Genomic DNA, 24,061 nt, shown 5'->3' with positions numbered 1-24,061 from the left:
GCGGGATCAGGCTCGCGTGATCAGGCAGGGGGCGAGCAGGCTCGTGCGATCAGGCAGGGGCGCTGAGGAACGGTGCGAGCGAGGCGATCGCGGCCTCGACCGCCTTCTGGTCGTTCAGCTCGGCGAATGCGCCCGCCGCTTCTCCGCCGACGATGCCCACCACGACGTTCTCGCCGGTGGCCGGTGCGAGGTTGATCCACGTGCGGATCAGCGCATCGCCTCCGACCACATGCCAGAGCGTGGCGGCGGAGGCATCCGCTGCATCGGCGCCGTCCTCGGGCTCGGGCTCGGGCTCCGCCACGATCAACGGATCCTCGAAGCGCAGCCACACCGTCTCGATGCGCCCCATGCCGAGTTCGGCGATCGCTCCGCGGTGGCCGAAGGGCAGTGCGGGAGAGAACTGCAGGCCCTCGCTCTTCAGCACACCGAGCGGCACCGTGATCAGCACGCGGTCGAACGACAGCGATTCGCCCGAGGCGATGCCGAGGCTGACTCCCGCTTCGTCGTAGGCGACGCGACTGACCGGCGACGAGAGGCTCAGCTTCGCACCCTCGAGCAGCCCCTCGATCGCCGGAGTGAGGTCGCCGAGTGGCGCCAGCATCTCGTCGACCGGCAGTCGCGGCGGGAACCACGTCGAGACATCGGACGCATCGGCGCCGGCACTGGCGGCCACCGAGGCGAGCAGTGCTGCCAGCCCCGGCTCCTCGAGGTCGGCACCCGCCGCCGCGAGCGCGTCGTCGAGAGACGCGTCGGTCAGGCCCTGCTGGGCAGTCGCTATGGCGGCCTGCACCGGCTCGATCGGCACCGGCTCGACGTCGCCGTCGGTCGACCGCCACAGCGAGCCGGTGACCGGTACCGTGCGGATGTCGAGGGCGTTGAGAGCGTCGAGCAGGACGTCGTCGGAGGACCCGAGCAGCCAGCCGCCCAGCTGAGCGGGGAACGGCCAGGCCTTGTCGTCGACCACGGACTGGACGCGTCCGCCGACGCGGTCGCGGGCCTCGAACACCGTGACCTGCAGCCCCTCGGCGACGAGGCGGGCTGCGGCGGCCGCACCCGCGAGTCCTGCACCGACGATCGCCACACGCTCACCGCTGTCGGCCGCGCGGAGGAGCTGATCGGCGGCGCGGTCTCCAGATCGGAGCGCAGCCGCGATCGTGCCCGGCGCGTCGACATCCGTCGCCTCGCCGGAGATGAACAGGCGGTCGTCGATCGGCTCGGCCAGCGCCTCGCGGGCACTCGCCTGCGTGCCGACGGGAGTGAAGCTCGCGGCGCCCAGCGCGAACGGGTCGGTCGTCCAGGAGCTGCGGGCGAACGCCGCGGGCGTGATCGACCCGGCGGTCGGCTTCGGAGTCGGCGAGCGATCGGGCGTGGGAGACGGCGCCGGCTCGGGCGTGCAGGAGGCCAGCAGGACTCCCAGGACACCGGCTCCGGCGCCGATCAGCAGTGTGCGACGCGTCATCCTCATCGTGTCGCAACGATACCGCGCGCGGGTGGACGACGCGTGCCGGCTGCACCCTGCGAGCCGCGAGCTGTCAGCCCCGGCCGCTGCCCGGATGCCAGAGCACGACCTCGGCCGATCGACGCATGCGGCGACCACTGGGCATCGGGATCACACCGGCGGATCCTGCTGCGAAGACGCGCATGCCCGGGCGGTTCTCGCGCTCGGCGCGCAGAGCGGCGTCGAGTTCGGCGACGCGGCGGCGCAGCATCCGGTTCTCGTCTTCGAGGTCGAGAAGGCGTGCGATCGCAGGAAGGCTGACGCCTTCCGACGACAGCTGAGCGACTTCGCGGAGCTGCTCGATGTTGCGGGTCGAATATCGGCGTGAGCCGCCGGACGTCCGGCCGGGCACGACGAGCCCGATGCGGTCGTACTGTCGCAGGGTCTGCGGGTGCAGCCCCGAGAGCTGGGCGGCGACGGCGATCGCGAACACCGGGGTGTCGGCATCCATGTGCTGGTCAGCCATGTTCCCTCACCTCTTCCTCGGTGTTCGCGTTCGTCATCATCAGGTGTTGCGGTTCTCTAGCGGCGGGCCTTGGCCATCAGGTCGGCCCGCGGATTCTCCGAGGGCTCGAGCGCCTGGAACTTCTCCAGCGCCTCCCGAGCGGCTTCATCGAGGTGCGACGGCACCGCGATCTGCAGCTCGGCGAGCAGGTCGCCGGTGCCCTTCGAGGTCGTGACCCCACGCCCCTTGACGCGCAGAACGCGTCCGGACGGCGTACCGGGCGCGACACGGAGCTTGACCGTGTCGCCGCTCAGAGTGGGAACCTCGATGGTCGCGCCGAGGGCGGCCTCCGTGAAGGTCACCGGCACGATGACGCGCAGGTTCAGCCCCTCACGGGTGAAGACGGGATGCGGTCGCACAGCGATCTGGACCACCACGTCGCCGCTCTCGCCGCCGTCGGGCGAGGGACGCCCGCGGCCGCGCAGCCTGATCTTCTGACCGTCGGCGACGCCCGCGGGGATCTTGACCTTGAACGGCTTGCCGTCTTCGCCCTGCAGGGTGATCGTCTCGCCCTGCACGGCCGTCACGAAGTCGAGCGTGGTGCGCGCCGTGACGTCGGCCCCCTTCTGGGGTCCGCCGAAACCGCGGTATCCGCCGGAGGTCTGCCCGAACCGACCGGAGCCGAACGAGCCGCCCTGACCCTGGTTGAACATCGCGAAGATGTCCTCGAAGTCGGCGGACTGCTGCTGCCCGCGCCCCTGCTGCCCGAACCGGCTGAAGACGTCTTCGAAGCCGCCCGCGCCCGCGCCGCTCGCCGTGAAGCGTGCGCCCGAGCCCATCGCGCGGATCTCGTCGTACTCCTTGCGCTGTTCGGCGTCAGAGAGCACGGAGTACGCCTCGCTGACCTCTTTGAACTTCGCCTCCGCCTTCTCATCACCCTGATTGGAATCGGGGTGATACTTGCGAGCGAGCTTGCGGTACGTCTTCTTGAGATCAGCGTCGCTGACGTCCTTCGTGACCCCGAGGGTCTTGTAGAAGTCCTTGTCGAACCAGTCCTGGCTAGCCATCGATCACCTACTCTGCGGGTACGGCGACGACGACCTTCGCGGGACGCAGCTCGACGTCACCGAGGCGGTAACCCACCTCGACGACCTCGAGCACCGTGGTCTTGTCGGCGCCCGGGGTGGGCTGCTGGAAGATCGCCTCGTGACGCTGCGGGTCGAATTCCTCGCCCTTCTCGCCGTACGAGACGACACCGAGACGCTCGACGACCGCGCGCACCTTGCCGGCGATGACGGCGAAGGGAGTCCCCTCGACCAGGTCACCGTGCTGCGCGGCGCGGTCGAGGTCGTCGAGCACGGGGATGAGGCCCTTGGCGGCCTCGCCCTTCGCGCGCTCGATCTCGACCTGGCGCTGCTCTTCGGTGCGGCGGCGGTAGTTGGCGTATTCGGCCTGGAGGCGCTTGAGGTCGTTCAGCAGCGTCGACTCCAGGTCGGCGAGCACAGCATCCTCTGCTGCGGCCTCGCCGGTCTGGGTGGCGCCGAGGATGTCATCGACCGTCAGATCGTCGGGGGCGCCGTCGACCGGCGTCTCGTCGGATCCTTCTGCGGCCGCGGCCTCGCGCGAGTCGGGATTCTGCGGCGCGGGGCCGGATGCCTGAGCATCCGACCCTCGCTGCGAACCTCGTCGTCACCTTCGAAGTTCTTGTCCGTCATGATTACTTCTTCTCGTCCTCGTCGTCGACGACCTCGGCATCGATGACGTCCTCGTCGGAGGAGGTGTCATCGGCCGGAGCCTCGCCCGCGGCGTCGGCGCTCGGAGCGCCCTCTGCCTGGGACTGTGCGTAGATGGCCTCGCCGATCTTGCCCTGCGACTGGTTCAGCTTGTCGAACGCGGTCTTCACGGCCTCGTCGTCGTCGCCGGCCAGAGCCGTTTTCAGAGCGTCGACGTCGGCCTTGACCTCGGTCTTGACGTCTTCGGGCAGCTTCTCGTCGTTCTCGGTGATCAGCTTGTCGATCGAGTACGCGAGCGTCTCGGCCTGGTTGCGGACCTCGGCGGCCTCGCGGCGCGCCTTGTCCTCAGCCGCGTGCTCCTCGGCCTCGCGCACCATGCGCTCGATGTCCTCCTTCGACAGCGACGAGCCGCCGGAGATGACGATCGACTTCTCCGTGCCCGTGCCCTTGTCCTTGGCGGACACGTGCACGATGCCGTTGGCGTCGATGTCGAACGTGACCTCGATCTGTGGGATGCCGCGGGGAGCCGGGGCGATTCCGGTGAGCTCGAACGTTCCCAGCGGCTTGTTGTCGCGGGTGAAGTCGCGCTCGCCCTGGAAGACCTGGATCGCGACGGACGGCTGGTTGTCGTCTGCCGTGGTGAAGGTCTCGCTGCGCTTGGTCGGGATGGCCGTGTTGCGCTCGATGAGCTTGGTCATCATGCCGCCCTTGGTCTCGATTCCGAGGCTGAGGGGCGTGACGTCGATGAGCAGCACGTCCTTGCGCTCACCCTTGAGGACACCGGCCTGGAGGGCTGCGCCCACGGCGACGACCTCATCGGGGTTGACGCCCTTGTTGGCCTCCTTGCCGGTCTCGCGCTTGACGAGCTCGGCGACGGCGGGCATACGGGTCGATCCACCCACGAGCACGATGTGATCGATGTCGGCGACCTTGATGCCGGCTTCGCGGATGACATCCTCGAACGGCTTCTTGGTGCGGTCGAGGAGGTCCTTGGTGAGGTCCTCGAACTTCGCGCGGGTGATGGTCTCGGAGAGCGAGACGGGACCCGACTCGGTCAGCGACAGGTAGGGCAGGTTGATGCTGGTGCTGGTCGAGGAGGAGAGCTCCTTCTTGGCCTGCTCAGCCGCCTCCTTGAGACGCTGCAGCGCGATCTTGTCGCCCGAGACGTCGACGCCCGTGGTCTCCTTGAACTGCTTGATCAGGTGGTCGACGAGACGCTGGTCCCAGTCGTCACCGCCGAGGCGGTTGTCACCCGCGGTGGAGCGCACCTGGATCGTCGAGAAGTCGTCGTCCTTGCCCACCTCGAGGAGCGAGACGTCGAAGGTTCCGCCACCCAGGTCGAAGACCAGGATGAGCTCGTCTTCCTTGCCCTTGTCGAGGCCGTAGGCGAGGGCTGCGGCGGTCGGCTCGTTGATGATGCGCAGGACGTTGAGGCCCGCGATCTCACCGGCCTCCTTGGTGGCCTGACGCTCGGCGTCGTTGAAGTACGCGGGGACGGTGATGACGGCATCCGTCACCGTGTCGCCCAGGTAGGACTCGGCGTCGCGCTTGAGCTTCTGGAGGATGCGCGCGGAGATCTCCTGCGGCGTCCACTTCTTGCCGTCGACGTCGAACGTCCAGTCGGTGCCGACGTGACGCTTGACGGATGCGATGGTGCGGTCGACGTTCGTGACGGCCTGGCGCTTCGCGGTCTCGCCGACGAGCACCTCGCCGTCCTTCGTGAATGCGACGACCGAGGGGGTGGTGCGGAAGCCCTCGGCGTTGGCGATGACCTTGGGCTCGCCACCTTCGAGGACACTGACGACGGAGTTCGTCGTACCGAGGTCGATTCCAACAGCACGTGCCATGTGATTCTCCTTTGTTGCTGAGGTTGATGTGGGTCTGGAAATCCGGGGCGATCAGGGAAACCTGAGTCGCAATGACTCAACTGTACTCCGACCTCCCGAGGCTGTCAAATGAAGTTGATACAACCCGGCTCAACTTTGCGACCAGACGCGCACATTCGCACCCGAGGCGCCGCGAGATCCTCGAAACACCGTCGTCACACGGCTCGCCTACAGTCGCACCATGAGCCGCCCCATCCTGCTCGCCGTCTCGCACGGCACCTCGGATGCCGAGGGTGCCCGGGCGATCGCCGACCTGGTCGATGCGGTCGCCGCCGCGCTTCCCGACGTCGAGGTGCGCAGCGCCTTCGTCGACGTGCAGCAGCCCGATGCCGCCGACCTCCTTCCGACGATCGAGGGGCCGGTCGTGATCGTGCCGCTGCTGCTGTCGCGCGGCTTCCACGTGCACCACGACCTGCACGGGATGGCGGCGAAGAAGCCGGACGCCGTCGTCAGCGACGCGATGGGACCCGACCCCCGGCTCGCCGAGGTGCTCGCGGATCGACTCGCGGCAGCAGGTGCGGCCTCCGCCACGTCCGCCGACGCGGCACGGCTCGAGCCTGTGATCCTCGCGGTGGCGGGCTCTCGCGACCCCGCGTCGGTGACGGATGCCGAGGCCATGGCCTCCCTGCTCTCGCTGCGACTCGGCGCGAAGGTCGAGCTCGCCTATCTCGCGGCCCGGCAGCCCGACCTGCCCTCATCGATCGCCGCGCACCCCGACGCGGTCGTCTCGACCTATCTGCTCGCGCAGGGCTTCTTCTTCGACCTCACGATCAGGCAGACCGCAGGACGCTCGGTCACCGCGCCCCTGCTCGACGGCGTGACGGTGCCGCAGCCGCTGATCGACCTCGTCATCGCCCGATACGACGAGGCGGCGGCTCGACTGCCCGCCACTGCCGCACGGTCATGACCCCGGACACGCCCTCCCGGGTCGGCACGGTCACGCTGGTCGGTGCCGGACCCGGCGACGCGGGCCTGCTGACTCTGCGCGGTCTGCGTGCGCTGCAGCAGGCCGATGTAATCGTGGCCGACCGTCTCGGAGCCCGGGCCGTGCTCGCGCAGCTCGCCGAGGACGGCGTCCTGCTGGATGCCGAGGTGGTCGACGTCGGCAAGCTCCCCGGTCACCACCCGGTGCCGCAGGACGGCATCAACGCACTGCTCGTCTCGCTGGCCAGGGACGGGCGCCGCGTGGTGCGGCTCAAGGGCGGCGATCCGTTCGTCTTCGGCCGCGGTCGCGAGGAGCAGCTGTTCTGCGAGGCGGCCGGCATTCCCGTCGAGGTGGTCGCCGGGGTGACGAGCGCGGTCGCGGTGCCCGGCCTCGCCGGCATCCCGCTGACGCAGCGCGGAATCGCCGAGACGTTCACCGTCGCCAGCGCACATGATCAGATCGTCGCGCTCGGTGGCGGACGCGACCACACCGTCGTGCTGCTCATGGGCGTGAACACGCTCGGCCATTCGGCGCACGTGCTCGCGGCCGGCGAGCGCGGCGGGGACTGCCCCGTGGCGATCATCGAGGACGGGTTCGGCGCACGTCAGCGCGTCACCGTCGGCACGCTCGCGACGATCGCGCATCTCGCCGCCGAGCGGCAGGTGCGCTCCCCGCGGTCGTGGTCGTCGGCGACGTCGTCATGCTCAGCCCGCACGCCGAGGCCCCCGCGAGTTAGGCGACCCTCAGCTCCGAGATGGCAGACTGAGGACGTGCGAATTGCTGAGGCGGACACCTACGACGTGCTCGTGATCGGCGGCGGCCCCGCCGGCCTCTCCGCCGCCCTGAATCTCGGCCGTTCGCTCATGCGGGTGCTCGTGGTCGACGCCGATCGCCCGCGCAACGCCGCCACGCTGAACTCCCACGGCTTCCTCACCCGTGACGGAGTCGCCCCGCACGAGCTGCGTCGCATGGCCCGCGAAGAGCTCGCCGCCTACCCGAACATCGAGGTGCGCACACGCGTCAGGGTGCTCGAACTCCGCTGGACGGATGCAGGTGCGGATGCCGATCCGGCCGCGGATGCGGCCGGCGGGTTCACGGCATCCGTGGGGCGCAAGGATCCCACCGACGTGGTGACCGCCCGGACCGTGCTGCTCGCGACGGGCCTGCGCGAGACCCTCCCCGACGTCCCCAACCTCCGCGGCTTCTACGGCATCAGCCTGTTCAGCTGCGCCGCCTGCGACGCGTGGGAGCTGCGCGGCCGACGACTCGCGCTCATCGGCGAGACCCCCGACATCGCCGAGCGAGCCCGCCTCATCGCGCGCTGGACCGAGGATCTCACGATCTTCACCCTCGGAGCCGACACCGTCAGCCCCGCCGAAGAGGCCGAGCTCGCCGCCTCCGGGGTGGCCGTGCAGCGGCATCCCATCGCCGAGCTCGTCGGCGACCGCGGCCGCATCGAGGCGATCAGACTGACCGACGGCACCGTCGTCACGGTCGAGGGCGGCTTCGTGCGCCCCGAATGGGAGACCGATCTGTCGTTCCTCCGCGGCTTCGCGCCTGCCATCGACCACGACGGGCACCTCGTCACCGACCGCTCGGGGCGCACCGACGTCCCGGGGCTCTACGCCGCCGGCGATGCGGCGATCCCCGGCCCTCAGCAGCTGATCGTCGCCGCGGGGGCGGGCGCGAGGGTCGCGTCCGTGATCGTGCACGACGCGGTCGGGATCGCGACAGCGCACTGACTCGGTGCCCGCACCGAGGGCTAGGCTGACCGGCATGACGCGCATCTCGCAGGTCTCGCCGCTCGTCCGCCTCGCCGCCGCCTCGGTGGTCGCGCTGGCCGTGCTGCCGCTCAGCGGGTGCCTGTATGCGCAGATCCCGGTGAACGTCCCCGACGGCGACGGACCCGATCCCTCCCCGACCGCGATCCCGTCCGAGCAGCCCTCCGACGAGCCCTCCGGCGATCTGCCGTCGTCGATGACCTTCGCAGACGGCGCAGACATCCCGGCGAGCGCCTACATCCAGTGGGGAGACGGCTTCGTCGTCGACGACGGCTGGAAGATCGTCGAGCCGGACGACGGCAACGGAGGCTGGACCTACGGCACGGTCGACGACACGTGCACCGCGCAGTTCTGGCAGGGGCTCATCCCCGACGTGCCGACCGTGGCCGGCGATGACAGCGTGAGCTCCGATGCGATGCTCGCCGTCATCCTGGGCGAGGCGGATGCCGCCGCGATCACCCCGCTGTCGACCACCGGAGGCTTCAGCTACCAGGTCGGCGGCAATGCCGAGGTCGAGAACCGGCAGGTCCTCGGGCAGGAGGCCGACCGCCAGTGGGCGATGGCGGCGCGCGCCTTCACCGCGACCGGGGTCGGACTCTACGTCATCGTCGACTGCACCGGTGGCGACATCGACGCGACGATGGCCGAGGTGATCGACAAGAACGCCGTCGTCATCTCGTGAGCCGGGCCTCGGCTCACTTGCCGCCGGGCGGGCCGACCAGCAGCAGGATCACGTACAGCGCGACGATGCCGACGGCGAGCAGGATCGCGAGCACCCACGGGCGACGCAGGAACCAGCGCATGAGGCGGTCGTACCAGCGCGCGTCGCGCGGGTCGTCGGCCTGCTCCAGGCGCCAGTCGCCGGCCAGCCGACCGGTGCGGTGCAGCCAGATCTCCATCGGGATGGTCGCGTAGGGCACGATCGCACTCGCCACGGCGAGGATCGCGACGCCGAGGTGCCAGCGCTGATTGAGCGCGACGAGCACGGCCGTCGCCGCATAGGCGAGGAACACGAACCCGTGGATGCCACCGCCCACCGTCACGACGACGCCCGGCGCACCGGCGGCACGGGCGATGATCGCCGAGATCAGAAGGGTCCAGGTGATCGCCTCCGCGATCGCGAGAACTCGGAACAGGCGGTCGGGTGTGCGGAACACGGGACTCCTCGGGTGGGGGTTCCTTCAGCGTATCCGGAATAGCTATGAACGCCCGGGCGTTGCCGAAGGCATGGTGACCGTCGACTCCGCAGCCCTCGGGCAGGTGCTCGACGCCGTCGACCTCCGCGTCGGTGTCGCCCGTCGCGTCGCACTCGCCACCGGCGGCATCCTGCCGATCCCCTCGGGTGCCGCCACCCTCGTGTACATCGCATCGGGTTCGGTGCACGGGCACCCCCGCTGACCACCGGATGCCGCCTCGACGTCGACGACGCGGCCCAGCTCGTCGCGGTGGACGATCGCCCGCTGAGCGCGAACCTGGTCGCCGGAGACGCGTTCCTGACGCTCGGCCGCGCCGCGATCGCCCTCGAAGCCGACGGGACGGCCGACCTGGTGGTCGTCGACCTGGAGTTCTCGGACAGCGCCTCGATGATCGCCGCGCTTCTTCCCGATCCGATCACCGTCATGTCGTTCGCCGCTCTCGAGCCGGCGGCGGCCGCGCTCGCCGGCAGCATGGGCCCCTCCGACCCCGCCACCTGCCCCTCGCGTCAGGGCGATCCCGTGATCTGCCGGATGATGGCGCAGACCGTTCTGCTCTCGGTCATCCGTGCCTGGGCGGCGAACGGCTGCGCACCGGCCGGCTGGCCCTCGGTGTCGAACGATCCGTTCCTCGACCGGGTGGTCGAGGCGATCCACGAGCAGCCCGGACGCGACTGGACGGTCGAGCGCCTCGCGAACGTCGGCGCGATGTCTCGGTCCGTGTTCGCCGAGCGGTTCCGCAGCGCGATCGGACGCTCACCCGCCGACTACGTCACCGAGGTGCGCGTCGACGCGGCGAAGCGGATGCTGAGCGAGGGCCGCGCGATCAGCGAGATCTCGCGCGAGTTGGGCTACGCCTCGGATGAGGGTTTCAGCCGTGCGTTCCGCCGCCGCACGGGGATGACGCCCTCCGCCTGGCGGGCATCGCAGCTCACCGCCGTTCCTGCCTGAGCCCGGCGACCGCCCTGCCGGGCACGGCGAGACGGCTCAGAGCCGCGCCGCCGCGGTGCTCATCCGGTTCGACGCACCGAACAGCACGGCACCGAGCAGCAGAGCCGCCGCGCCCACGACGTAGACGACCTCGACGCTCAGCGTGTCGACGAGCAGGCCGCCGACACCGGCGGCGATCGTGATGGCCCCCTGGAACCCGACGACCACGAGGCTGCCCCCGGCCTCGAGGCGATCGAGGGTGCGGTGGCCGACCCAGGTGTTGATCACGAGCAGCCAGGACGAGAAGAAGAACCCCCAGACGAGCACGACGATCGCGATGCCGAGGACCGATCCCGACAGGAAGATCATCGACAGCACCGAGGCCGCGATCACGAGCGGCGCGAAGACGGCGAAGAAGGCGAACGTGCGGTCGATGAAGAACCCGAGACCGAGGTTGCCGGCGAGACCGCCGACGCCGAAGAGCGCGAGCAGCAGGATGATCGTCGAGCCGTCGACCTCGGGGATGCGCTCGAGAGCCAGTCGCACGTACGTGTAGGCGAGGAAGTGCCCGAGCACCACGAGCACGTGTCCGACCATGCCGAGTGCGATGCCGGGGCGGCGAACCGTGTCGACCAGGAGTCGGATGCTGGACGCCTGCTCCGCCGGCACCGAGGGCAGCACGAATCTCAGCGCGACGGCCAGCAGCACCATGAGCACACCGGCGATCGCGAACACCGTCTGCCAGTCGACGATCTCGCTGAGCATCACGCCCAGCGGCACTCCGGCGACGGTGGCGAGCGAGACGCCCGCGGACGTGAACATGACCCCTCTGCCGAGATGCTCGGGTCCGGCGAGGCGCACGGCGACCGTGATCGACATCGCCCAGAACGCGCTGATCGCGGCCCCGAGCAGGAATCGGGCGAGGAGGACGATGATCAGGTTGGGCGCGATGGCGACGATGAGGTTCGACACCGCTGCGGCGAGCGCCATCCAGACGAGCAGCGATCGACGGTCGAGGCGGGGGAAGATGAGTCCCACCGTCGGTGCGACGATCAGGCCGACGAGAGCGGTGACCGTGACGGTCTGTCCCGCCTGACCGGGGGTCACGCCGAGCGCATCGGCCATCTCGGTGAGCACGCCGTTCGGCAGGAACTCCGCCGTGACGAGCAGGAAGCCCATCAGCATGAGCACGATGAGCCCGCCGTAGCGGATGCTCTCGGTGCGGGCGGTCGTCACGGGCACGGGCGCGGTCGTCGTCATGGCTCCACACTCGCAGCGCTGCGGCCCTCCGCCCGACGCGGCGTCCACGGCATCCGACCATTCGTCCGGATCGGGTATGGACACCGGTCGGCTCCGCACCCTAGGCTCGACGACGCACCGGGGTTCTCCCGGAAGGCCAGAGCGAGAGGAGTGGATGACATGACCACCGTCTCTGTCGTGCCCTTCGCCGACATCCTTCCTCTCGAGGCCTCCCGCTCCTGATCCGCGCGTGGCCTCCCTCTTCAGGAGCCACATCGTGTCTGATCTGTTCGCTTCTTCCGAAGCATCCTCTTCCCGTCTCTCCGGTGCGTCGACCTTCGACGCCTCCCCTTCGAATCCGTCCCGACGTTCGCCGATGTCGAGCCCGGCGACGACCAGCGCTGGACCACCTGGCCGGCGATCACCCCTCTGAGCGCGGGCCGCTGCCGCGGCCGGCCTGGGTCGTGACGAGCGCGGGCGCGCTCGACACCGAACTCGGCATCCTGAAGACCGGCAAGGAGGCCGACGTGTTCCTGCTCGAACGGGCGGTGCCGGATGACCCCGCCCAGCGCACATTGCTCGCCGCCAAGCGCTACCGCGACACCGATCACAGCAGCTTCCACCGCTCGGGCGTCTACACCGAGGGCCGCAGCACCAGGAACACCCGCGACACCAGGGCGCTCGCGAAGAAGAGCGAGCACGGCCGGGCGGTCGCCGCCCTGCAGTGGTCGTTCGCGGAGTTCGATGCGCTGTGCCGCATGTGGGAGCTCGGCGCGCCGGTCCCCTACCCCGTGCAGGTCAACGGCACCGAGCTGCTGATGGAGTTCATCGGCGACGCGAGCGGGGTCGCGGCACCTCGCCTGGCGGCGGTGCGCAGCGACCGGGGCGAGCTGGCCGGTCTGTACGACCAGATCGTCGACCTGATGCGGATCTTCGCTGCGGCGGGCTTCGCCCACGGCGACCTCTCGGCGTACAACCTGCTCGTGCACGACGGCCGGGTGCGGGTGATCGACCTGCCGCAGATCGTGGACATCATCGCGAACCCGCGGGGCCTGGACCTCCTGCACCGCGACTGCGTCAACATCTGCGACTGGTTCACCCGCCGCCGTGTCGAACGGAACCCCGAAGAGCTGTTCGCCGAGATGCTCGCCGCGTCCTACGCGTGAGGGCGGCGCGCCTCGCACCGGCACCCGGCGCGCCGTTACCGTCCGTTCACCCCGCGCCGCCAGACTTCGAGCATGAGCGATTCCCCGCAGAGCGGCGCGGTGCCCGAGCCCGCCGCGACGGCCAACAGCGGCGCGGTCGGCGTGATCGGCCTCGACCTGCGCGGCGAGACACCGGCCCCGAAGAAGCAGGTCTACTCGTGGGCGCTGTGGGATTGGGCGACGCAGCCTTTCAACACCGTCATCCTGACCTTCATCTTCACGGCCCTGTACCTCACGACCGAGGCTTTCCTGCCGGCGTCGATCGCGGGCCTCGACGCCAAGGATCCGATCCGCGAAGCCGCTGAGGCCGATCTCGCCTCGGGGCTCGGCCTCGGGTCGACGATCGCCGGCATCGCGATCCTCCTGATCGCGCCGGTGCTCGGTCAGCGAGCGGATGCCGCGGGGCGCCAGAAGCTCTGGCTCGGGATCGGCACCGGCGCGCTCGTCGCCTGCATGTTCGGCCTCTGGTTCGTCGAACCGACGCCCGCGCTGTTCTGGCTGGGCGTCGCATTGATATCGGCCGGCTCTGTGTTCGGCGAGATCGCTGCCGTGAACTCGAACGCGATGCTCGTCGGCATCGCGAACCCCAAGACCGTGGGCCGCATCTCGGGGCTCGGATGGGGGTTCGGCTACATCGGCGGGATCATCGCTCTCGTCCTGGTCGTCATCTTCTACATGCTCGACTGGTTCGGCCTGCCGGAGGACGGGGGCTGCCCTTCCGCATCATCGCCGTCGGCTGCGCGATATGGGCGATCGTCTTCTCGATCCCGATCTTCCTCAACGTGCCGGAGCCGTCGCTCGGGCGCCCCGAGCGCAAGGTCGGCTTCTTCGCCTCCTACGGACTTCTCGTGAAGGACGTCGTCGGCCTCTACCGCAACCCCGAGACCCGTCAGACGTTCTGGTTCCTGCTGTCGAGCGCGGTGTTCCGCGACGGACTCGGCGGCGTCTTCGCCTTCGGGGCCGTCATCGCCAGCCAGGTGTTCGACTTCGCCTTCCTCGATCTCGTGATCTTCGGCATCGCCGCGAACCTCATCGCGGGCGTCTCGACGATCATCGCCGGCCGCTACGACGACCGCTTCGGGCCGAAGCGCATCATCCTCATCTCGCTCGCCTCGATGGTGATCGCGGGGCTCGCCGTCTTCTTCCTCGTGGATGCGGGCACGGTCGTGTTCTGGATCGGCGGCCTGTTGCTCTGCGCATTCGTCGGTCCCGCGCAGGCGGCATCCCGGTCGTTCCTCGCCCGCATCACCCCGGCCGGGCGCGAGGGCGAGATCTTCGGCCTCTACGCCACGACCGGTCGGGCGGCGAGCTGGATGGCATCCGGTGCGTGGACGCTGCTGATCGTGCTCTCGGGGTCGACGTCGTACGGCATCCTGGGCATCGTGCTGATGCTGATCGCCGGGTTCCTCCTGCTGCTGCCGGTGAAGGCGACACAGCGGGCCTGATCCGATGGCCCGCGGACGTCGCAGCCCCGGGAGTAGCCTGACCGCGTGACGGTCATCATCGCTTTCCTCGCCAACATCCTCGTCGCGATCGCCAAGACGGTCGCGGCCGTGATCACCTCTTCCGCGTCGATGGTCGCCGAAGCCGCGCACTCGTGGGCGGATGCCGGCAACGAGGTCTTCCTCCTGATCGCCGACCGTCGCGGTGCGCGGGCGAAGGATGCCCGGCATCCGCTGGGCTACGGGCGCGCGGCGTTCGTCTGGTCGTTGATCGCGGCGTTCGGCATCTTCACCGCCGGCTCGATCGTGTCGATCATGCATGGTGTCCAAGAGCTGTCCGAGACGGGCCCGGTCGAGAGCCCGACCGTCGCGTACACCGTGCTCGGCATCGCATTCGTGCTCGAGGGCGCGTCGTTCACGCAGGCGATGGTGAAGTCTCGACGGTTGGCACGCGAGCGCGGGTCGTCGACGTGGGACTACGTGCTCGACACCAGCGACACGACGCTGCGGGCGGTGTTCTTCGAGGACCTGGCGGCTCTGATCGGCCTCGTGATCGCGGCCGGCGCGATCGCGATGCACCAGGTCACCGGCGTCGCCGCATGGGATGCGATCGGGTCGATCCTCGTCGGCATCCTGCTGGGCGTCGTGGCGGTCATCCTCATCGGGCGCAACATCGCGTTTCTGGTGGGCTCCAACGCGTCGCCCGCGCTGCGTGATCGAGTCGGGCGGGCGCTGCTCTCGTCGCCGCAGATCCAGCGGCTCACGTATCTGCACATCGAGTACGTGGGCCCGAACCGCCTGTTCATCGTCGCCGAGGTCGACCTGACCGGCGACGCGCGCGAGCACGATGTGGCTCGAAGCCTGCGCGCGATCGAGCAGCAGATCGAGGCGCACGACGTCGTCGAGACGGTGGTGCTGTCGCTGTCGGTCGACGACGAGGAGTCCCTCAAGTTCGGGGCAGCTGTCTGAGTTCATCCGGCACGCGCGAAGAGTTCATCCGGCACGCGCGAAGACGGGCGGCCGCCGCGTTCTGCCCTGCGCCGAGGCGCTGAGCCGAGGCGTGCGCCATTGCTGTGCGGGGTCCCACCACCTCGGACCTCCCACCTGCGGAATGCCGTCATTCATCCGGATCTCCCACCCGGACGTTCCCAGACTCCGGTGGTGCCACCAGCACAACGGCACCCCGTTGTCGGTGTGCGTCGGCCCGCCCCTGGCGTGTTCGGTGACGTGATGGATCTCGCACCAGGATGCCGGGACATGGCACCCGGGGATGAGGCATTCTCTGTCGCGGGCGATGATCGCGCGACGTTGATGCACGGTGAACACCCGATCGGTCGTCGTGATCCCGATGATCCGACCCTCGTCGAGGAGAACTCGCTGGATGGTGCCGGAGCATCCGACGTGGGAGGCGACACTCAGAGGCAGTTGGCCCCACGCACCGCTGACGCTCGCACGCCCGGTGCCGTTCACGAGGTCGTTCGCATCCACCGTCACGACCAGCACCGGTGCGGCGCCTCCGAGTGCGGGCATATCTCGATGACGGGCGGCGATCGCCAATGCCGCGGCGAGAGCATCATGACGCTTCTGCGCCGGCGTGCGGTCATCGATGACGGCACGCGGATCGGAGTTGTACGGATCCTCGTCGGCTTCCCCGCCGCCGTCTTCCTCGCCGCCGTCTTCCCCGTCGCCGCGATCGGCCGCGGGCGTGAACGCGACGCCGGGCATCGGCGGCCCGTCCCCCTTGGGGTTGTTCAGCGCATCGAGGATCAGCTCCAACTGCGCGGCGACCTCGGGCGTCAGGTATCCCTTGATCGACCGCAGCCCGTCTCGCACCCGCCCGAGGGTTATCCCCCGACGCCGGGCAGGCTCATCACCCGGCCCGTCTCCATCAGGGTCGAGCAGCGCGACCAGCGTCTCAGCAAGCAGCTTCAGCTCATCGAGTGTGGGCGCCGGGCCACGGACCTCCCCGTCGGGGCCCGCCTCGGCGTCAGGTCTGATGCCGCGAGCCGCGCGAGCGAGACACGTGTCGGCGTCGAGCCGATCAGCGGCACCGATGCGATGCGACACCTTCTCGATCGGCTCTGTCGCGGCGAGCATCCCCGCGACTCCGATCACCCCATCGAGCAGCGCCTCCCGCAGCGCCGGCCAGCGAGCAGGCAGCCAATCGCCGGACACCAGATTCACGTCCCGGCGGACCAGAGCGACCACCTTGCCGACGCGCGTCGCCTCTCGCACGTCTGTCAGCAGGGTGCGCTGCAGCAGTTCGTTCTGAGTGCGGCACCCCGTGGCATGCGGGAAGTCCACCGCATCCCCTGCGGCGATCGTCTCGACCACCACGGCTTCGACCCGCCGGAACGCCGCGCTCGCAGCCTGCAGCACCTCGACCCGTTCTGCATCCGTAAGCCCCGCGAGCGCGTCGTCGGACAGCACCTGATCGAGGTCGGAGACGACCTGATCGAGAAGGGCACGAGTGCGGGATGACATGACTCCATCACACACGGGGCCACCGACATTCGAGCCCTGAAGTCAGCCTCTTTTCGGCCAGGTCAGAAGCATATTCCGGAACACTGGACATGCATTCCGGAACACCGGCGAGCGCCTACCCACACCGACCGCCAGTACCGCCACGCGCCAGTCAGTTCTCCCAGTTGTCGGCGAGCTTGTTCAGCAGCGTCGCGAGCTGATCGCGCTCCTCATCCGTGAATGCGGCGAGCGCCTTGCCGAGCGCCTCCCGCCGCTCGCCACGCATGCCCCGAGCGACCTTGCGCCCTTCGTCCGTCAACGCGATGCGCGTGCGCCGCGCGTCGTCGGGGTCGGCCTCGCGGCGCACGAAACCGTGAGCGACCCCCTGTTGCACGAGCCGCGAGGCCCGGGGCTGATCGACTCCGATCGCCGCGCCGAGATCACTGACGCTGAGAGGAGCGGATGCCGCGGCGAGCGCCTCGAGCATCCGCATCCGCGCCGGACCGCCGAAGCGTCCGGACGGGTCGTTCGCCCACGGCGGCATGCCGGGGTGCACAGGGTGCCCGCGTCCGTGACTCCCCTGCTCGAAGTGGTCAGGGTGGGGTCCGCCGTGCCAGCCGTGCGGCCCGCCCATCCCTCGCGATCCGCGACCACGGTCGCCGGGGCGCCTTCCGCGAAGGCGCGACAGGGCGCGGGCGATGGCCTCGGCGGGGTCGTTCTCTGCGGCGCTCACAGATCGATTTTACATGCGACTTGACATGGATCTGCACTACATGTCACACTACATATACATGCATAGTGACAAGCACATGCTCCATGACATCTAAGGACTCCACCCATGAACACCTCTGACACTCAGAACACAGACAGCACCTCCCGCCCCTTCGGCTATTGGCTGAAGGCCGTCGACCGCCTGATGGCGACCGAGTTCGACTCCGCTTTCGACGGCGAGCATGCAAGCCGCCGCGACTGGCGGATGCTGAACATCATCGACGGCACCGCGCCGGCCCGCCGCCCCCTCAACGCACACAAGCTGCACAGCCTGGTCGAGCGCGGCTGGGTCGTCGCCGACACCGACAGCGACCGCGGCTGGACGCTCACCGACGACGGCCGCGCGGCGAAAGACCGCCTCAGTGCCGTCGTCGACGGCATCCGCGCCAAGGTCACCGACGCGGTCGGGCCCGAAGACCTCGAGACCACACTGGCCACGCTCGAGCAGATCGCTCGCGCGTTCGGTTGGGACGAGCAGACGCCGCTTCCTCGTGGACGCGGCCGTCGCCGCGGCTTCGGCCGCCACGGTTTCGGACCCGGATTCGCCCCGGGACGCGGTTTCGGCCGCCACCACCGACACCCGTTCGGACGCGATCACGGTGTCGCACCCGACTTCGCGTCCGAGCACGAGCACGACCACGAATCGGATGCCGAGTTCCGCCGCCGCGAGTGCGGTCACCGCGGACACCCGGGCCACGACCGCTTCGCGGACGCACGCCGCTCACACCACGGCCACCACGGCCACCCGCGTGACATCGCGGAAGACCGTGACCACCGCCATGGTGGTCACGGTCACGGTGGCTTCGGAGACGTACGCCACGGCGAGCACCGCGTCGCCCGCGCGGCGCAGCACGCCTACGAGCGCGGCTTCGACGCCGGCTTCTCCCGCGGCCGCGACGCCTGAGGCGTCACACCCGCATCCGCTGCACCCAGAACGCCCCGTTCGCTTCGGCGCACGGGGCGTTCCCGCGCGTCGGAACCGCACCCCGAGGCAGCTCACGCCAGGAGAACAGCGCCGACCCCGTCGCGAGCCGCGGAGAGGCGCCTAGCGCAGAGCGGGCAGAACGACCTCGTCGACGAGCTGCACCACCGCATCCGATTCGAGTGCGCGCCGCCGCAGGCTGACGCTGCCGAACGCCGCGGTCGGCACGAGGCCGGCGATGAGCGCGACCGGAGCGTCCGCACGCACCTCGCCCCGCTCGATCCATCGCTCGATCACTGCTGTGAGCGCCGCGACGGGCGGTCCGCCGACCACTCGATAGGCGATGTCGCGCAGCTCGTCGTCGCGTCCGATCTCGCTCAGGATGCTGGCGAGCACGCCGGCCGTGCGGTCATCCGCCCTCGCGAAGTGCATCGCCGCAGCGAGGAGATCCTCGCGGAGGGTGCCCGTGTCCGGCACCTCGGCAGCGACCTGCAGCGCACCGACCGCTGCCACGACGAGCTCGGCCTTCGTCTCCCATCGGCGGTAGATCGCGGAACGCCCGCAGCGGGCGCGCTCTGCCACGGCGCCGATCGTCGTGCCGGCGTAGCCGCTCTCGATCAGCAGATCCTGCACCGCCTCGAGAATCGACGCCTCCACGCCGGGGTCACGAGGACGCCCCGCCGGTCTGGTCATCGCATCTGCGCTCATCGGACCCATTGTACATTCCGGTATCGAGCAGTACCGTTTATATCCGGTACTACTCGGTACCGTATATCCGAACCACACTCCAAGGAGCCGTCATGGTCACCACCGCCGTCCGCGCAGACCGGCGCACCACCGGATCCCGGTTGCGCACCGCACTCATCCTCACCGCCGCCATCGCCGTGGCCATCGCGACGAACTCCGTCGTGGCCCTCCTCGCAGTGGCTGCCGGCGCTCCGGCGACATACGGGCCGCTGACACTGCCCGCCTATGCTCTGTTCACGACTCTGGGCATCGTCGTCGGCTGGATCGGCTGGTCGCTCGTGCGCCGCCGCGCCCGCAACCACCGCCGCACGCTCTCGATCCTCGTGCCGATCGTGACCGTGGCGTCGTTCATCCCCGACGTCCTGCTGCTCGTTCTCCGCTTCATCCCGGGAACGACGGTGAGCGCCGTCATCGGGCTCATGGTCATGCATGTCGTCGTCGTCGGAGTCGCAGTGCCCGCCTACATCTGGGCCTCGAAAAGACGCTGAGGGAAGCACTGGCGCCACTCTCGGCCGAGAGGTCGCACGGCCGCGAAGTCCGTGCGTGACAGCGCGTCGGCCGACGCGTCGCACGGCGCGAAGGTCAGGCGCCCGGTTCCTCCGGGTGGAGCAACCGGGAGGCACCGAGAATCTCGATGCCGAGCAGGTGGCCGTCGCGATCGAAGTCGAGAAACAGCTCACCGGAGATGTCGTCGGGCAGGTTCACCGCGACGGTTCTCGCGACCTCGCCATCCGCGATCGCTGCGCCCACCGTCACGTACGCGGCGTCGACCTCAGGGTCGCGTCGCAGCTCACCCACGCCACAGAGTCGCGGCGGCGGCGGCGACATCCGGGGCACCCGCCGACTGCGCGAACGACACCGTCGTGCCGAGGTAGACCGCACCGGCGATCGCCGCCGCGAGCAGCACGATGAGGAATCCGAAGATCACCGCCGACAGCGCGCGGTATCCCCCGGATGTCGGCACCTCAGGTGCCACCGACGGCTGCGCCCAGTCGTCGGCCACCGGCGCCGGCTGATCGCCCGTGAGGATCGCCGGCTTGGGCCGCGACCGGCGAGTGCTGGGAAGCATCGCCTCGGGCGGAGGCGGCGGAATGACGGCATCCGGAATCTCGGACTCCGCGGGAGGTGGCGGGATCACCGCATCCGGAACCTCGGACTCGGGCGGAGGCGGGGGAATGACAGCATCCTCCGGTCGGATGTACGGATCTCTGCTGTCACTGCTCATCTCAGCCCCCTACGGCTCCGACGTCGGTCGTGCCGACGTCCGTCTTGTGGAAGTTCTGGAACGAGCGGGAGGCGGTCGGCCCGCGCTGCCCCTGGTAGCGGTTGCCGTACGGGCCCGAACCGTACGGGTTCTCGGCCGGCGACGTCAGCCGGAAGAAGCACAGCTGACCGATCTTCATTCCGGGCCACAGCTTGATGGGCAGCGTCGCGACATTCGCGAGCTCGAGCGTGACATGCCCTGTGAAGCCCGGGTCGATGAACCCGGCAGTCGAGTGCGTGATGAGCCCCAGGCGACCGAGCGACGACTTGCCCTCGAGGCGAGCCGCGATGTCATCGGCCAGGGAGACCTGCTCGAACGTTGCACCGAGCGCGAACTCACCGGGGTGCAGGATGAACGGCTCGTCGGGGTCGACCTCGATCAGCCGAGTGAGTTCCGGCTGATCGACCGACGGGTCGATGAACGGGTACTTGTGGTTGTCGAAGAGACGGAAGTACCGGTCCAGCCGCACGTCGATGCTCGACGGCTGGATCATCTCCGGCTCGTGCGGGTCGAGACCGATGTGGCCGGAGGCGAGTTCTGCTCTGATGTCGCGGTCGCTGAGAAGCACGGCCCCAGCCTAGTTGGCACACGCCGCCGACACTTTGGCCATGACGGATCAGGCGGGTAGGCTTGCGTTCACCCGCTCCTCGGATGCGGGTACGGGGCTGTAGTTCAATGGCAGAACTTCTGCTTCCCAAGCAGATAGCGCGGGTTCGATTCCCGTCAGCCCCTCCACAGGACCCCCGGCTCGCCCGGGGTTTTCTCTTGCCATCCGTTTCCTCCTCCGCTCCGAACAGGAGCAGATGGGCCCGTTCTCGCGCGCCCGAGAGGAGTTCCGATGATCGAATCGTCGACCCCGCCGCTCGCCGACCTCGACGGGTACCGCAACGTCACCGACCTGCTGGTCGCACGCGCAGCCGCAGCTCCCGATCACGTCGCCTTCGAGGTCAAAGGCGCGGATGCTCGAGGACCGTGGCGCCCGATCACGACTCGGGAGTTCCTCACCCAGGTGCGCGCTCTGGCCAAGGGCTTCATCGCCCAGGGCGTGCGGGCCGGCGACCCCATCGCGATCATGGCGCCGACGCGCTACGAATGGGCCGTCGCCGACCTCGCCTCCTGGTTCGCCGGCGCCGTCGTCGTGCCGATCTACGAGACGTCATCGCCGTTGCAGGTCAACGCCATCGTCGCCGATGCCGGCGTGCGCCTGGCGATCGGCGGCACCACGGAGCACGCGGTGCTTCTTCGGGCGGCGCTCACGCAGACCGGACGGAACACTCTCGGCGCCTGGACGATGGATGCCGCGGCATCCGGCACGCTCTCCGACCTGGTCGCGCGGGGCGTCGACGTCGCCGACGACGAACTCGAGGCTCGCAGGACCTCGGCCTCGCAGGACGACCCCGCGACGATCGTCTACACCTCGGGCACCACGGGCGAGCCCAAGGGCGTCGTGCTCACGCACCGGAACTTCCTCGGGCAGGTCCTCAACATCGCCGCCGCGTATCGCGAGATCGTGAACGAGCAGGGCAACACCGTCATCTTCCTGCCCCTCGCCCACGTGCTGGCGCGCGGGCTGCAGCTGATCTGCCTGGCCAGCGGCATGCGCATCGCGCACCTCTCCGATCCCTCGACGGTCGTCGCGACTCTCGACACTCTGCGCCCGACATTCCTGGTCGTCGTTCCGCGGGTGCTGCAGAAGATCGAGGCGGCAGCCGCCGCCAAGGCGTCCGATAAGGGTCTCACCGCCGTGTGGGAGAAGGCTCGGGCGACGGCGATCGCGTGGGGCCGGCGTGCCGAGCGGGTCGACGCGGGCCTCACCCCCGGAACGAGCCTCGGGCTGCGCCTGCGTCACCGCCTCTACGACGCCGTCTTCTACCGCCGCCTCCGCGCTGTGATGGGCGGGCGGGTCGACTACATCCTCTCCGGCGGAGCAGCGCTCGACTCGGAGCTGTCGCTCTTCTTCCGCGGCATCGGCGTCCCTGTCATCGAGGGCTACGGCCTGACCGAGACGACCGCTCCCTCACCGGCAACCTGCCCGGTCGCATCGCGTCGGGCAGCGTCGGCTCGCCGCTTCCGGGACTCACGGTGCGCATCAGCGACGAAGGAGAGGTGCTGGCCCGCGGGCTCGGCGTCTTCAGCGGCTACCGCAACCCCGCGCACGACGACGGCGCCTTCATCGACGGATTCTTCCGGACGGGCGACCTCGGGCGCCTCGACAACCAGGGCAGGTTGATCCTCGACGGCCGCCTCAAGGACGTGATCGTGACGTCGAACGGCAAGACGATCGTGCCGACCCGCTGGGAGAGCGTCGTCGAGGCGGATCCGCTGGTCTCGCACGCGGTGATGGTCGGCGAGGGGAAGCCGTATCTCTCGGCGCTCCTCGTGCTCGACCCCGAGCAGACCCGGGCATGGGCGGATGCCGAAGGCCTCAGCATCCCTCTCCTCGCCGAGACCGACATCCGCGCCGTGACCGAGCCGACGCTGCGCGCCCGCCTGCAGCGCACCGTCGACGCGGCCAACGCGCTCGTCGCTCGCAGCGAGCAGGTGCGCCGTTTCAGCGTCGTGTTCGCCGACCTCGACGACCGCGGACTCGTCACCCCGACCATGAAGCTCAAGCGGAGCGTCGTGCTGCATCGCGCAGCCCTCACCGTCGAAGACCTCTACCTCTGACAACCGGAAAGAACATCATGTCCTCCCCCACTTCCTCCGCACCGAAGTCATCCCGGTCCTCGCTGATCGCGATCATCGTCGCCCTCGTCATCGGCGCCCTCGTCGCACTTGCCGGCAGCCAGGGCGGCGCGACCGTCGGCGGCATCCCGCTGTTCGCCATCGCCGTCGCCGCGGCCTTCGCGATCCAGATCCTCGCCTTCATCCCCGCGATGCTTCTGCGCACCGAGCGGTTCTTCGACCTCACCGGCAGCCTCACCTTCCTCGCCATCTCCGTGGCCCTCGTGCTGATGACGCCCATGCCAGATGCCCGCAGCTGGATTCTCGCGGCGATGGTGATCCTGTGGGCGGCACGCCTCGGATCGTTCCTCGCGATGCGCGTGCACAAGGCCGGATCCGACGGCCGCTTCGACGAGATCAAGGGATCGCCGGTGCGCTTCCTGCAGGTGTGGGTGATCCAGGGTGCGTGGGTGTCGATCACGGCGGCTGCGGCATGGATCGCGATCAGCACGGATGCTGCGGCACGAGCGCCCATCGGATGGCTGACCGTCGTGGGCATCGTCGTGTGGCTGCTCGGCATGACCATCGAGATCGTCGCCGACGCGCAGAAGTCGGCGTTCCGCGCCGACCCGAAGAACAAGGACGAGTTCATCCGCACCGGCCTGTGGTCGCGCTCGCGGCACCCGAACTACTTCGGCGAGATCGTCATCTGGGTGGGCGTGTTCCTGACCGCCGCACCCGTGCTCGGCGGATGGCAGTGGGTCGCGATCCTCTCGCCGCTCTTCGTCATCCTGCTGCTCACGCGCGTGAGCGGCATCCCGCTGCTCGAGGCTCGCGCCGAGAAGAAGTGGGGCGACCGCGCCGACTACGTCGAGTACCGCGAGAGCACGCCCTCGCTGATCCCGCGGCTCACGCGGCCTGCCGTGCGGGAGCGTGCTGCGTAGAAAGCGCGG

At 69.4% G+C, this 24,061-nt stretch carries 27 protein-coding genes and 1 tRNA gene; 15 read left to right on the top strand and 13 right to left on the bottom strand.

Going from position 1 to position 24,061, the window contains the following annotated elements; all coding sequences use genetic code 11:
• Window positions 1-49 precede the first annotated feature (49 nt).
• The 5 genes from ACZZ93_RS12375 to dnaK form a co-directional block, all read right to left on the bottom strand.
• Window positions 50-1,459 (bottom strand): FAD-dependent oxidoreductase, encoded by a 1,410-nt coding sequence (locus ACZZ93_RS12375; protein WP_463511204.1) that lies wholly within the window; start codon window positions 1,457-1,459, stop codon window positions 50-52.
• A gap of 73 nt (window positions 1,460-1,532) precedes the next feature.
• The gene (locus ACZZ93_RS12370) at window positions 1,533-1,964 is read right to left on the bottom strand and encodes a heat shock protein transcriptional repressor HspR (protein WP_053098063.1); all 432 of its coding nucleotides are present in this window, start codon (window positions 1,962-1,964) and stop codon (window positions 1,533-1,535) included.
• Between the two features lie 56 nt (window positions 1,965-2,020).
• On the bottom strand, window positions 2,021-3,010 hold the full coding sequence (locus ACZZ93_RS12365) for a DnaJ C-terminal domain-containing protein (protein ID WP_053098064.1): 990 nt from the start codon (window positions 3,008-3,010) through the stop codon (window positions 2,021-2,023).
• A 7-nt stretch (window positions 3,011-3,017) separates the two neighbouring features.
• Window positions 3,018-3,446 carry a nucleotide exchange factor GrpE gene (locus tag ACZZ93_RS12360; RefSeq protein ID WP_463511203.1) on the bottom strand — a complete coding sequence of 143 codons (429 nt, stop codon included), beginning with the start codon at window positions 3,444-3,446 and terminating at the stop codon, window positions 3,018-3,020.
• Window positions 3,447-3,660: 214 nt separating this feature from the next.
• Window positions 3,661-5,523 carry a molecular chaperone DnaK gene (gene dnaK / locus ACZZ93_RS12355; protein ID WP_053098066.1) on the bottom strand — a complete coding sequence of 621 codons (1,863 nt, stop codon included), beginning with the start codon at window positions 5,521-5,523 and terminating at the stop codon, window positions 3,661-3,663.
• 220 nt (window positions 5,524-5,743) lie between these two features.
• Between dnaK and ACZZ93_RS12350 the strand changes: the two genes are divergently transcribed.
• From ACZZ93_RS12350 to ACZZ93_RS12340, 3 genes are read left to right on the top strand one after another with little or no spacing between them, the layout of a single operon-like run.
• Window positions 5,744-6,469: a sirohydrochlorin chelatase gene (locus tag ACZZ93_RS12350; protein ID WP_053098067.1), complete on the top strand. Its 726-nt coding sequence runs from the start codon at window positions 5,744-5,746 to the stop codon at window positions 6,467-6,469.
• A complete protein-coding gene (gene cobA, locus ACZZ93_RS12345) occupies window positions 6,466-8,229 on the top strand; it encodes a uroporphyrinogen-III C-methyltransferase (protein WP_463511202.1) in 1,764 nt (587 codons plus the stop codon). Before ACZZ93_RS12350 ends, cobA begins: the two co-directional genes overlap by 4 nt.
• A 34-nt stretch (window positions 8,230-8,263) precedes the next feature.
• Window positions 8,264-8,950, top strand: coding sequence for a hypothetical protein (locus ACZZ93_RS12340; RefSeq protein ID WP_463511201.1), 687 nt, complete (start codon window positions 8,264-8,266; stop codon window positions 8,948-8,950).
• Between the two features lie 13 nt (window positions 8,951-8,963).
• On the opposite strand, the gene ACZZ93_RS12335 is transcribed toward ACZZ93_RS12340, so the two are convergent.
• Window positions 8,964-9,425, bottom strand: a complete 462-nt coding sequence (locus tag ACZZ93_RS12335; RefSeq protein ID WP_463498586.1) for a DUF3817 domain-containing protein — start codon at window positions 9,423-9,425, stop codon at window positions 8,964-8,966.
• 73 nt (window positions 9,426-9,498) lie between these two features.
• Between ACZZ93_RS12335 and ACZZ93_RS12330 the strand changes: the two genes are divergently transcribed.
• The gene (locus ACZZ93_RS12330; protein WP_463507344.1) at window positions 9,499-9,666 is read left to right on the top strand and encodes a hypothetical protein; all 168 of its coding nucleotides are present in this window, start codon (window positions 9,499-9,501) and stop codon (window positions 9,664-9,666) included.
• Between the two features lie 47 nt (window positions 9,667-9,713).
• Window positions 9,714-10,412, top strand: coding sequence for a helix-turn-helix domain-containing protein (locus tag ACZZ93_RS12325; protein WP_463511200.1), 699 nt, complete (start codon window positions 9,714-9,716; stop codon window positions 10,410-10,412).
• 36 nt (window positions 10,413-10,448) lie between these two features.
• On the opposite strand, the gene ACZZ93_RS12320 is transcribed toward ACZZ93_RS12325, so the two are convergent.
• Complete coding sequence (locus ACZZ93_RS12320; RefSeq protein WP_463511199.1) at window positions 10,449-11,651, bottom strand: MFS transporter; 1,203 nt, start codon at window positions 11,649-11,651, stop codon at window positions 10,449-10,451.
• Window positions 11,652-12,094: 443 nt separating this feature from the next.
• Here ACZZ93_RS12320 and ACZZ93_RS12315 point away from each other — a divergent pair, with 443 nt between their 5' ends.
• The 4 genes from ACZZ93_RS12315 to ACZZ93_RS12300 all read left to right on the top strand — a co-directional run bounded on the left by ACZZ93_RS12315 (window position 12,095) and on the right by ACZZ93_RS12300 (window position 15,246).
• Window positions 12,095-12,796, top strand: coding sequence for a serine protein kinase RIO (locus tag ACZZ93_RS12315; protein WP_463511198.1), 702 nt, complete (start codon window positions 12,095-12,097; stop codon window positions 12,794-12,796).
• Between the two features lie 72 nt (window positions 12,797-12,868).
• Entirely contained in the window at window positions 12,869-13,687 is an 819-nt protein-coding gene (locus ACZZ93_RS12310; RefSeq protein ID WP_463511197.1) for an MFS transporter, read from the top strand.
• Complete coding sequence (locus tag ACZZ93_RS12305; RefSeq protein WP_463511742.1) at window positions 13,579-14,280, top strand: MFS transporter; 702 nt, start codon at window positions 13,579-13,581, stop codon at window positions 14,278-14,280. The genes ACZZ93_RS12310 and ACZZ93_RS12305 overlap by 109 nt, the downstream gene beginning before the upstream one ends.
• Window positions 14,281-14,325: 45 nt before the next feature.
• The gene (locus tag ACZZ93_RS12300) at window positions 14,326-15,246 is read left to right on the top strand and encodes a cation diffusion facilitator family transporter (protein WP_463511196.1); all 921 of its coding nucleotides are present in this window, start codon (window positions 14,326-14,328) and stop codon (window positions 15,244-15,246) included.
• 24 nt (window positions 15,247-15,270) lie between these two features.
• Here ACZZ93_RS12300 and ACZZ93_RS12295 read toward each other — a convergent pair whose 3' ends face one another.
• Entirely contained in the window at window positions 15,271-16,761 is a 1,491-nt protein-coding gene (locus ACZZ93_RS12295) for an HNH endonuclease signature motif containing protein (RefSeq protein WP_463511195.1), read from the bottom strand.
• 151 nt (window positions 16,762-16,912) lie between these two features.
• Window positions 16,913-17,473: a MarR family winged helix-turn-helix transcriptional regulator gene (locus ACZZ93_RS12290; protein ID WP_072592060.1), complete on the bottom strand. Its 561-nt coding sequence runs from the start codon at window positions 17,471-17,473 to the stop codon at window positions 16,913-16,915.
• A 400-nt stretch (window positions 17,474-17,873) separates the two neighbouring features.
• Between ACZZ93_RS12290 and ACZZ93_RS12285 the strand changes: the two genes are divergently transcribed.
• Window positions 17,874-18,560, top strand: a complete 687-nt coding sequence (locus ACZZ93_RS12285) for a twin-arginine translocation signal domain-containing protein (RefSeq protein ID WP_463511194.1) — start codon at window positions 17,874-17,876, stop codon at window positions 18,558-18,560.
• Here the strand turns inward: ACZZ93_RS12285 and ACZZ93_RS12280 are convergent.
• Complete coding sequence (locus tag ACZZ93_RS12280) at window positions 18,557-19,141, bottom strand: TetR/AcrR family transcriptional regulator (RefSeq protein ID WP_295101196.1); 585 nt, start codon at window positions 19,139-19,141, stop codon at window positions 18,557-18,559. The genes ACZZ93_RS12285 and ACZZ93_RS12280 overlap by 4 nt on opposite strands.
• A gap of 92 nt (window positions 19,142-19,233) precedes the next feature.
• Between ACZZ93_RS12280 and ACZZ93_RS12275 the strand changes: the two genes are divergently transcribed.
• Window positions 19,234-19,668, top strand: coding sequence for a DUF6069 family protein (locus ACZZ93_RS12275; protein ID WP_463511193.1), 435 nt, complete (start codon window positions 19,234-19,236; stop codon window positions 19,666-19,668).
• A 94-nt stretch (window positions 19,669-19,762) separates the two neighbouring features.
• Here ACZZ93_RS12275 and ACZZ93_RS12270 read toward each other — a convergent pair whose 3' ends face one another.
• The 3 genes from ACZZ93_RS12270 to dcd are packed head-to-tail and all read right to left on the bottom strand — an operon-like array spanning window position 19,763 to window position 21,012.
• On the bottom strand, window positions 19,763-19,978 hold the full coding sequence (locus ACZZ93_RS12270; RefSeq protein ID WP_230100931.1) for a DUF2283 domain-containing protein: 216 nt from the start codon (window positions 19,976-19,978) through the stop codon (window positions 19,763-19,765).
• A complete protein-coding gene (locus ACZZ93_RS12265) occupies window positions 19,971-20,405 on the bottom strand; it encodes a hypothetical protein (RefSeq protein ID WP_056275320.1) in 435 nt (144 codons plus the stop codon). The genes ACZZ93_RS12270 and ACZZ93_RS12265 overlap by 8 nt, the downstream gene beginning before the upstream one ends.
• A 1-nt stretch (window position 20,406) precedes the next feature.
• Window positions 20,407-21,012 carry a dCTP deaminase gene (dcd, locus tag ACZZ93_RS12260; RefSeq protein ID WP_042536862.1) on the bottom strand — a complete coding sequence of 202 codons (606 nt, stop codon included), beginning with the start codon at window positions 21,010-21,012 and terminating at the stop codon, window positions 20,407-20,409.
• 93 nt (window positions 21,013-21,105) lie between these two features.
• On the opposite strand from dcd, the gene ACZZ93_RS12255 reads away from it, so the two are divergent.
• The 4 genes from ACZZ93_RS12255 (at window position 21,106) to ACZZ93_RS12240 (ending at window position 24,052) form a co-directional block, all read left to right on the top strand.
• Window positions 21,106-21,179 (top strand) — tRNA-Gly (locus tag ACZZ93_RS12255).
• 103 nt (window positions 21,180-21,282) lie between these two features.
• Window positions 21,283-22,674, top strand: a complete 1,392-nt coding sequence (locus tag ACZZ93_RS12250) for an AMP-dependent synthetase/ligase (protein WP_463511192.1) — start codon at window positions 21,283-21,285, stop codon at window positions 22,672-22,674.
• Between the two features lie 23 nt (window positions 22,675-22,697).
• Window positions 22,698-23,111: a hypothetical protein gene (locus ACZZ93_RS12245; protein ID WP_463511741.1), complete on the top strand. Its 414-nt coding sequence runs from the start codon at window positions 22,698-22,700 to the stop codon at window positions 23,109-23,111.
• Between the two features lie 17 nt (window positions 23,112-23,128).
• Window positions 23,129-24,052 (top strand): DUF1295 domain-containing protein, encoded by a 924-nt coding sequence (locus ACZZ93_RS12240; RefSeq protein ID WP_463511191.1) that lies wholly within the window; start codon window positions 23,129-23,131, stop codon window positions 24,050-24,052.
• Window positions 24,053-24,061 lie beyond the last annotated feature (9 nt).

Source organism: Microbacterium sp. AC026, from assembly GCF_979258475.1.
The sequence above is the reverse complement of the archived record's forward strand: the minus strand, read 5'-3'. Positions and strand labels throughout refer to the sequence as shown.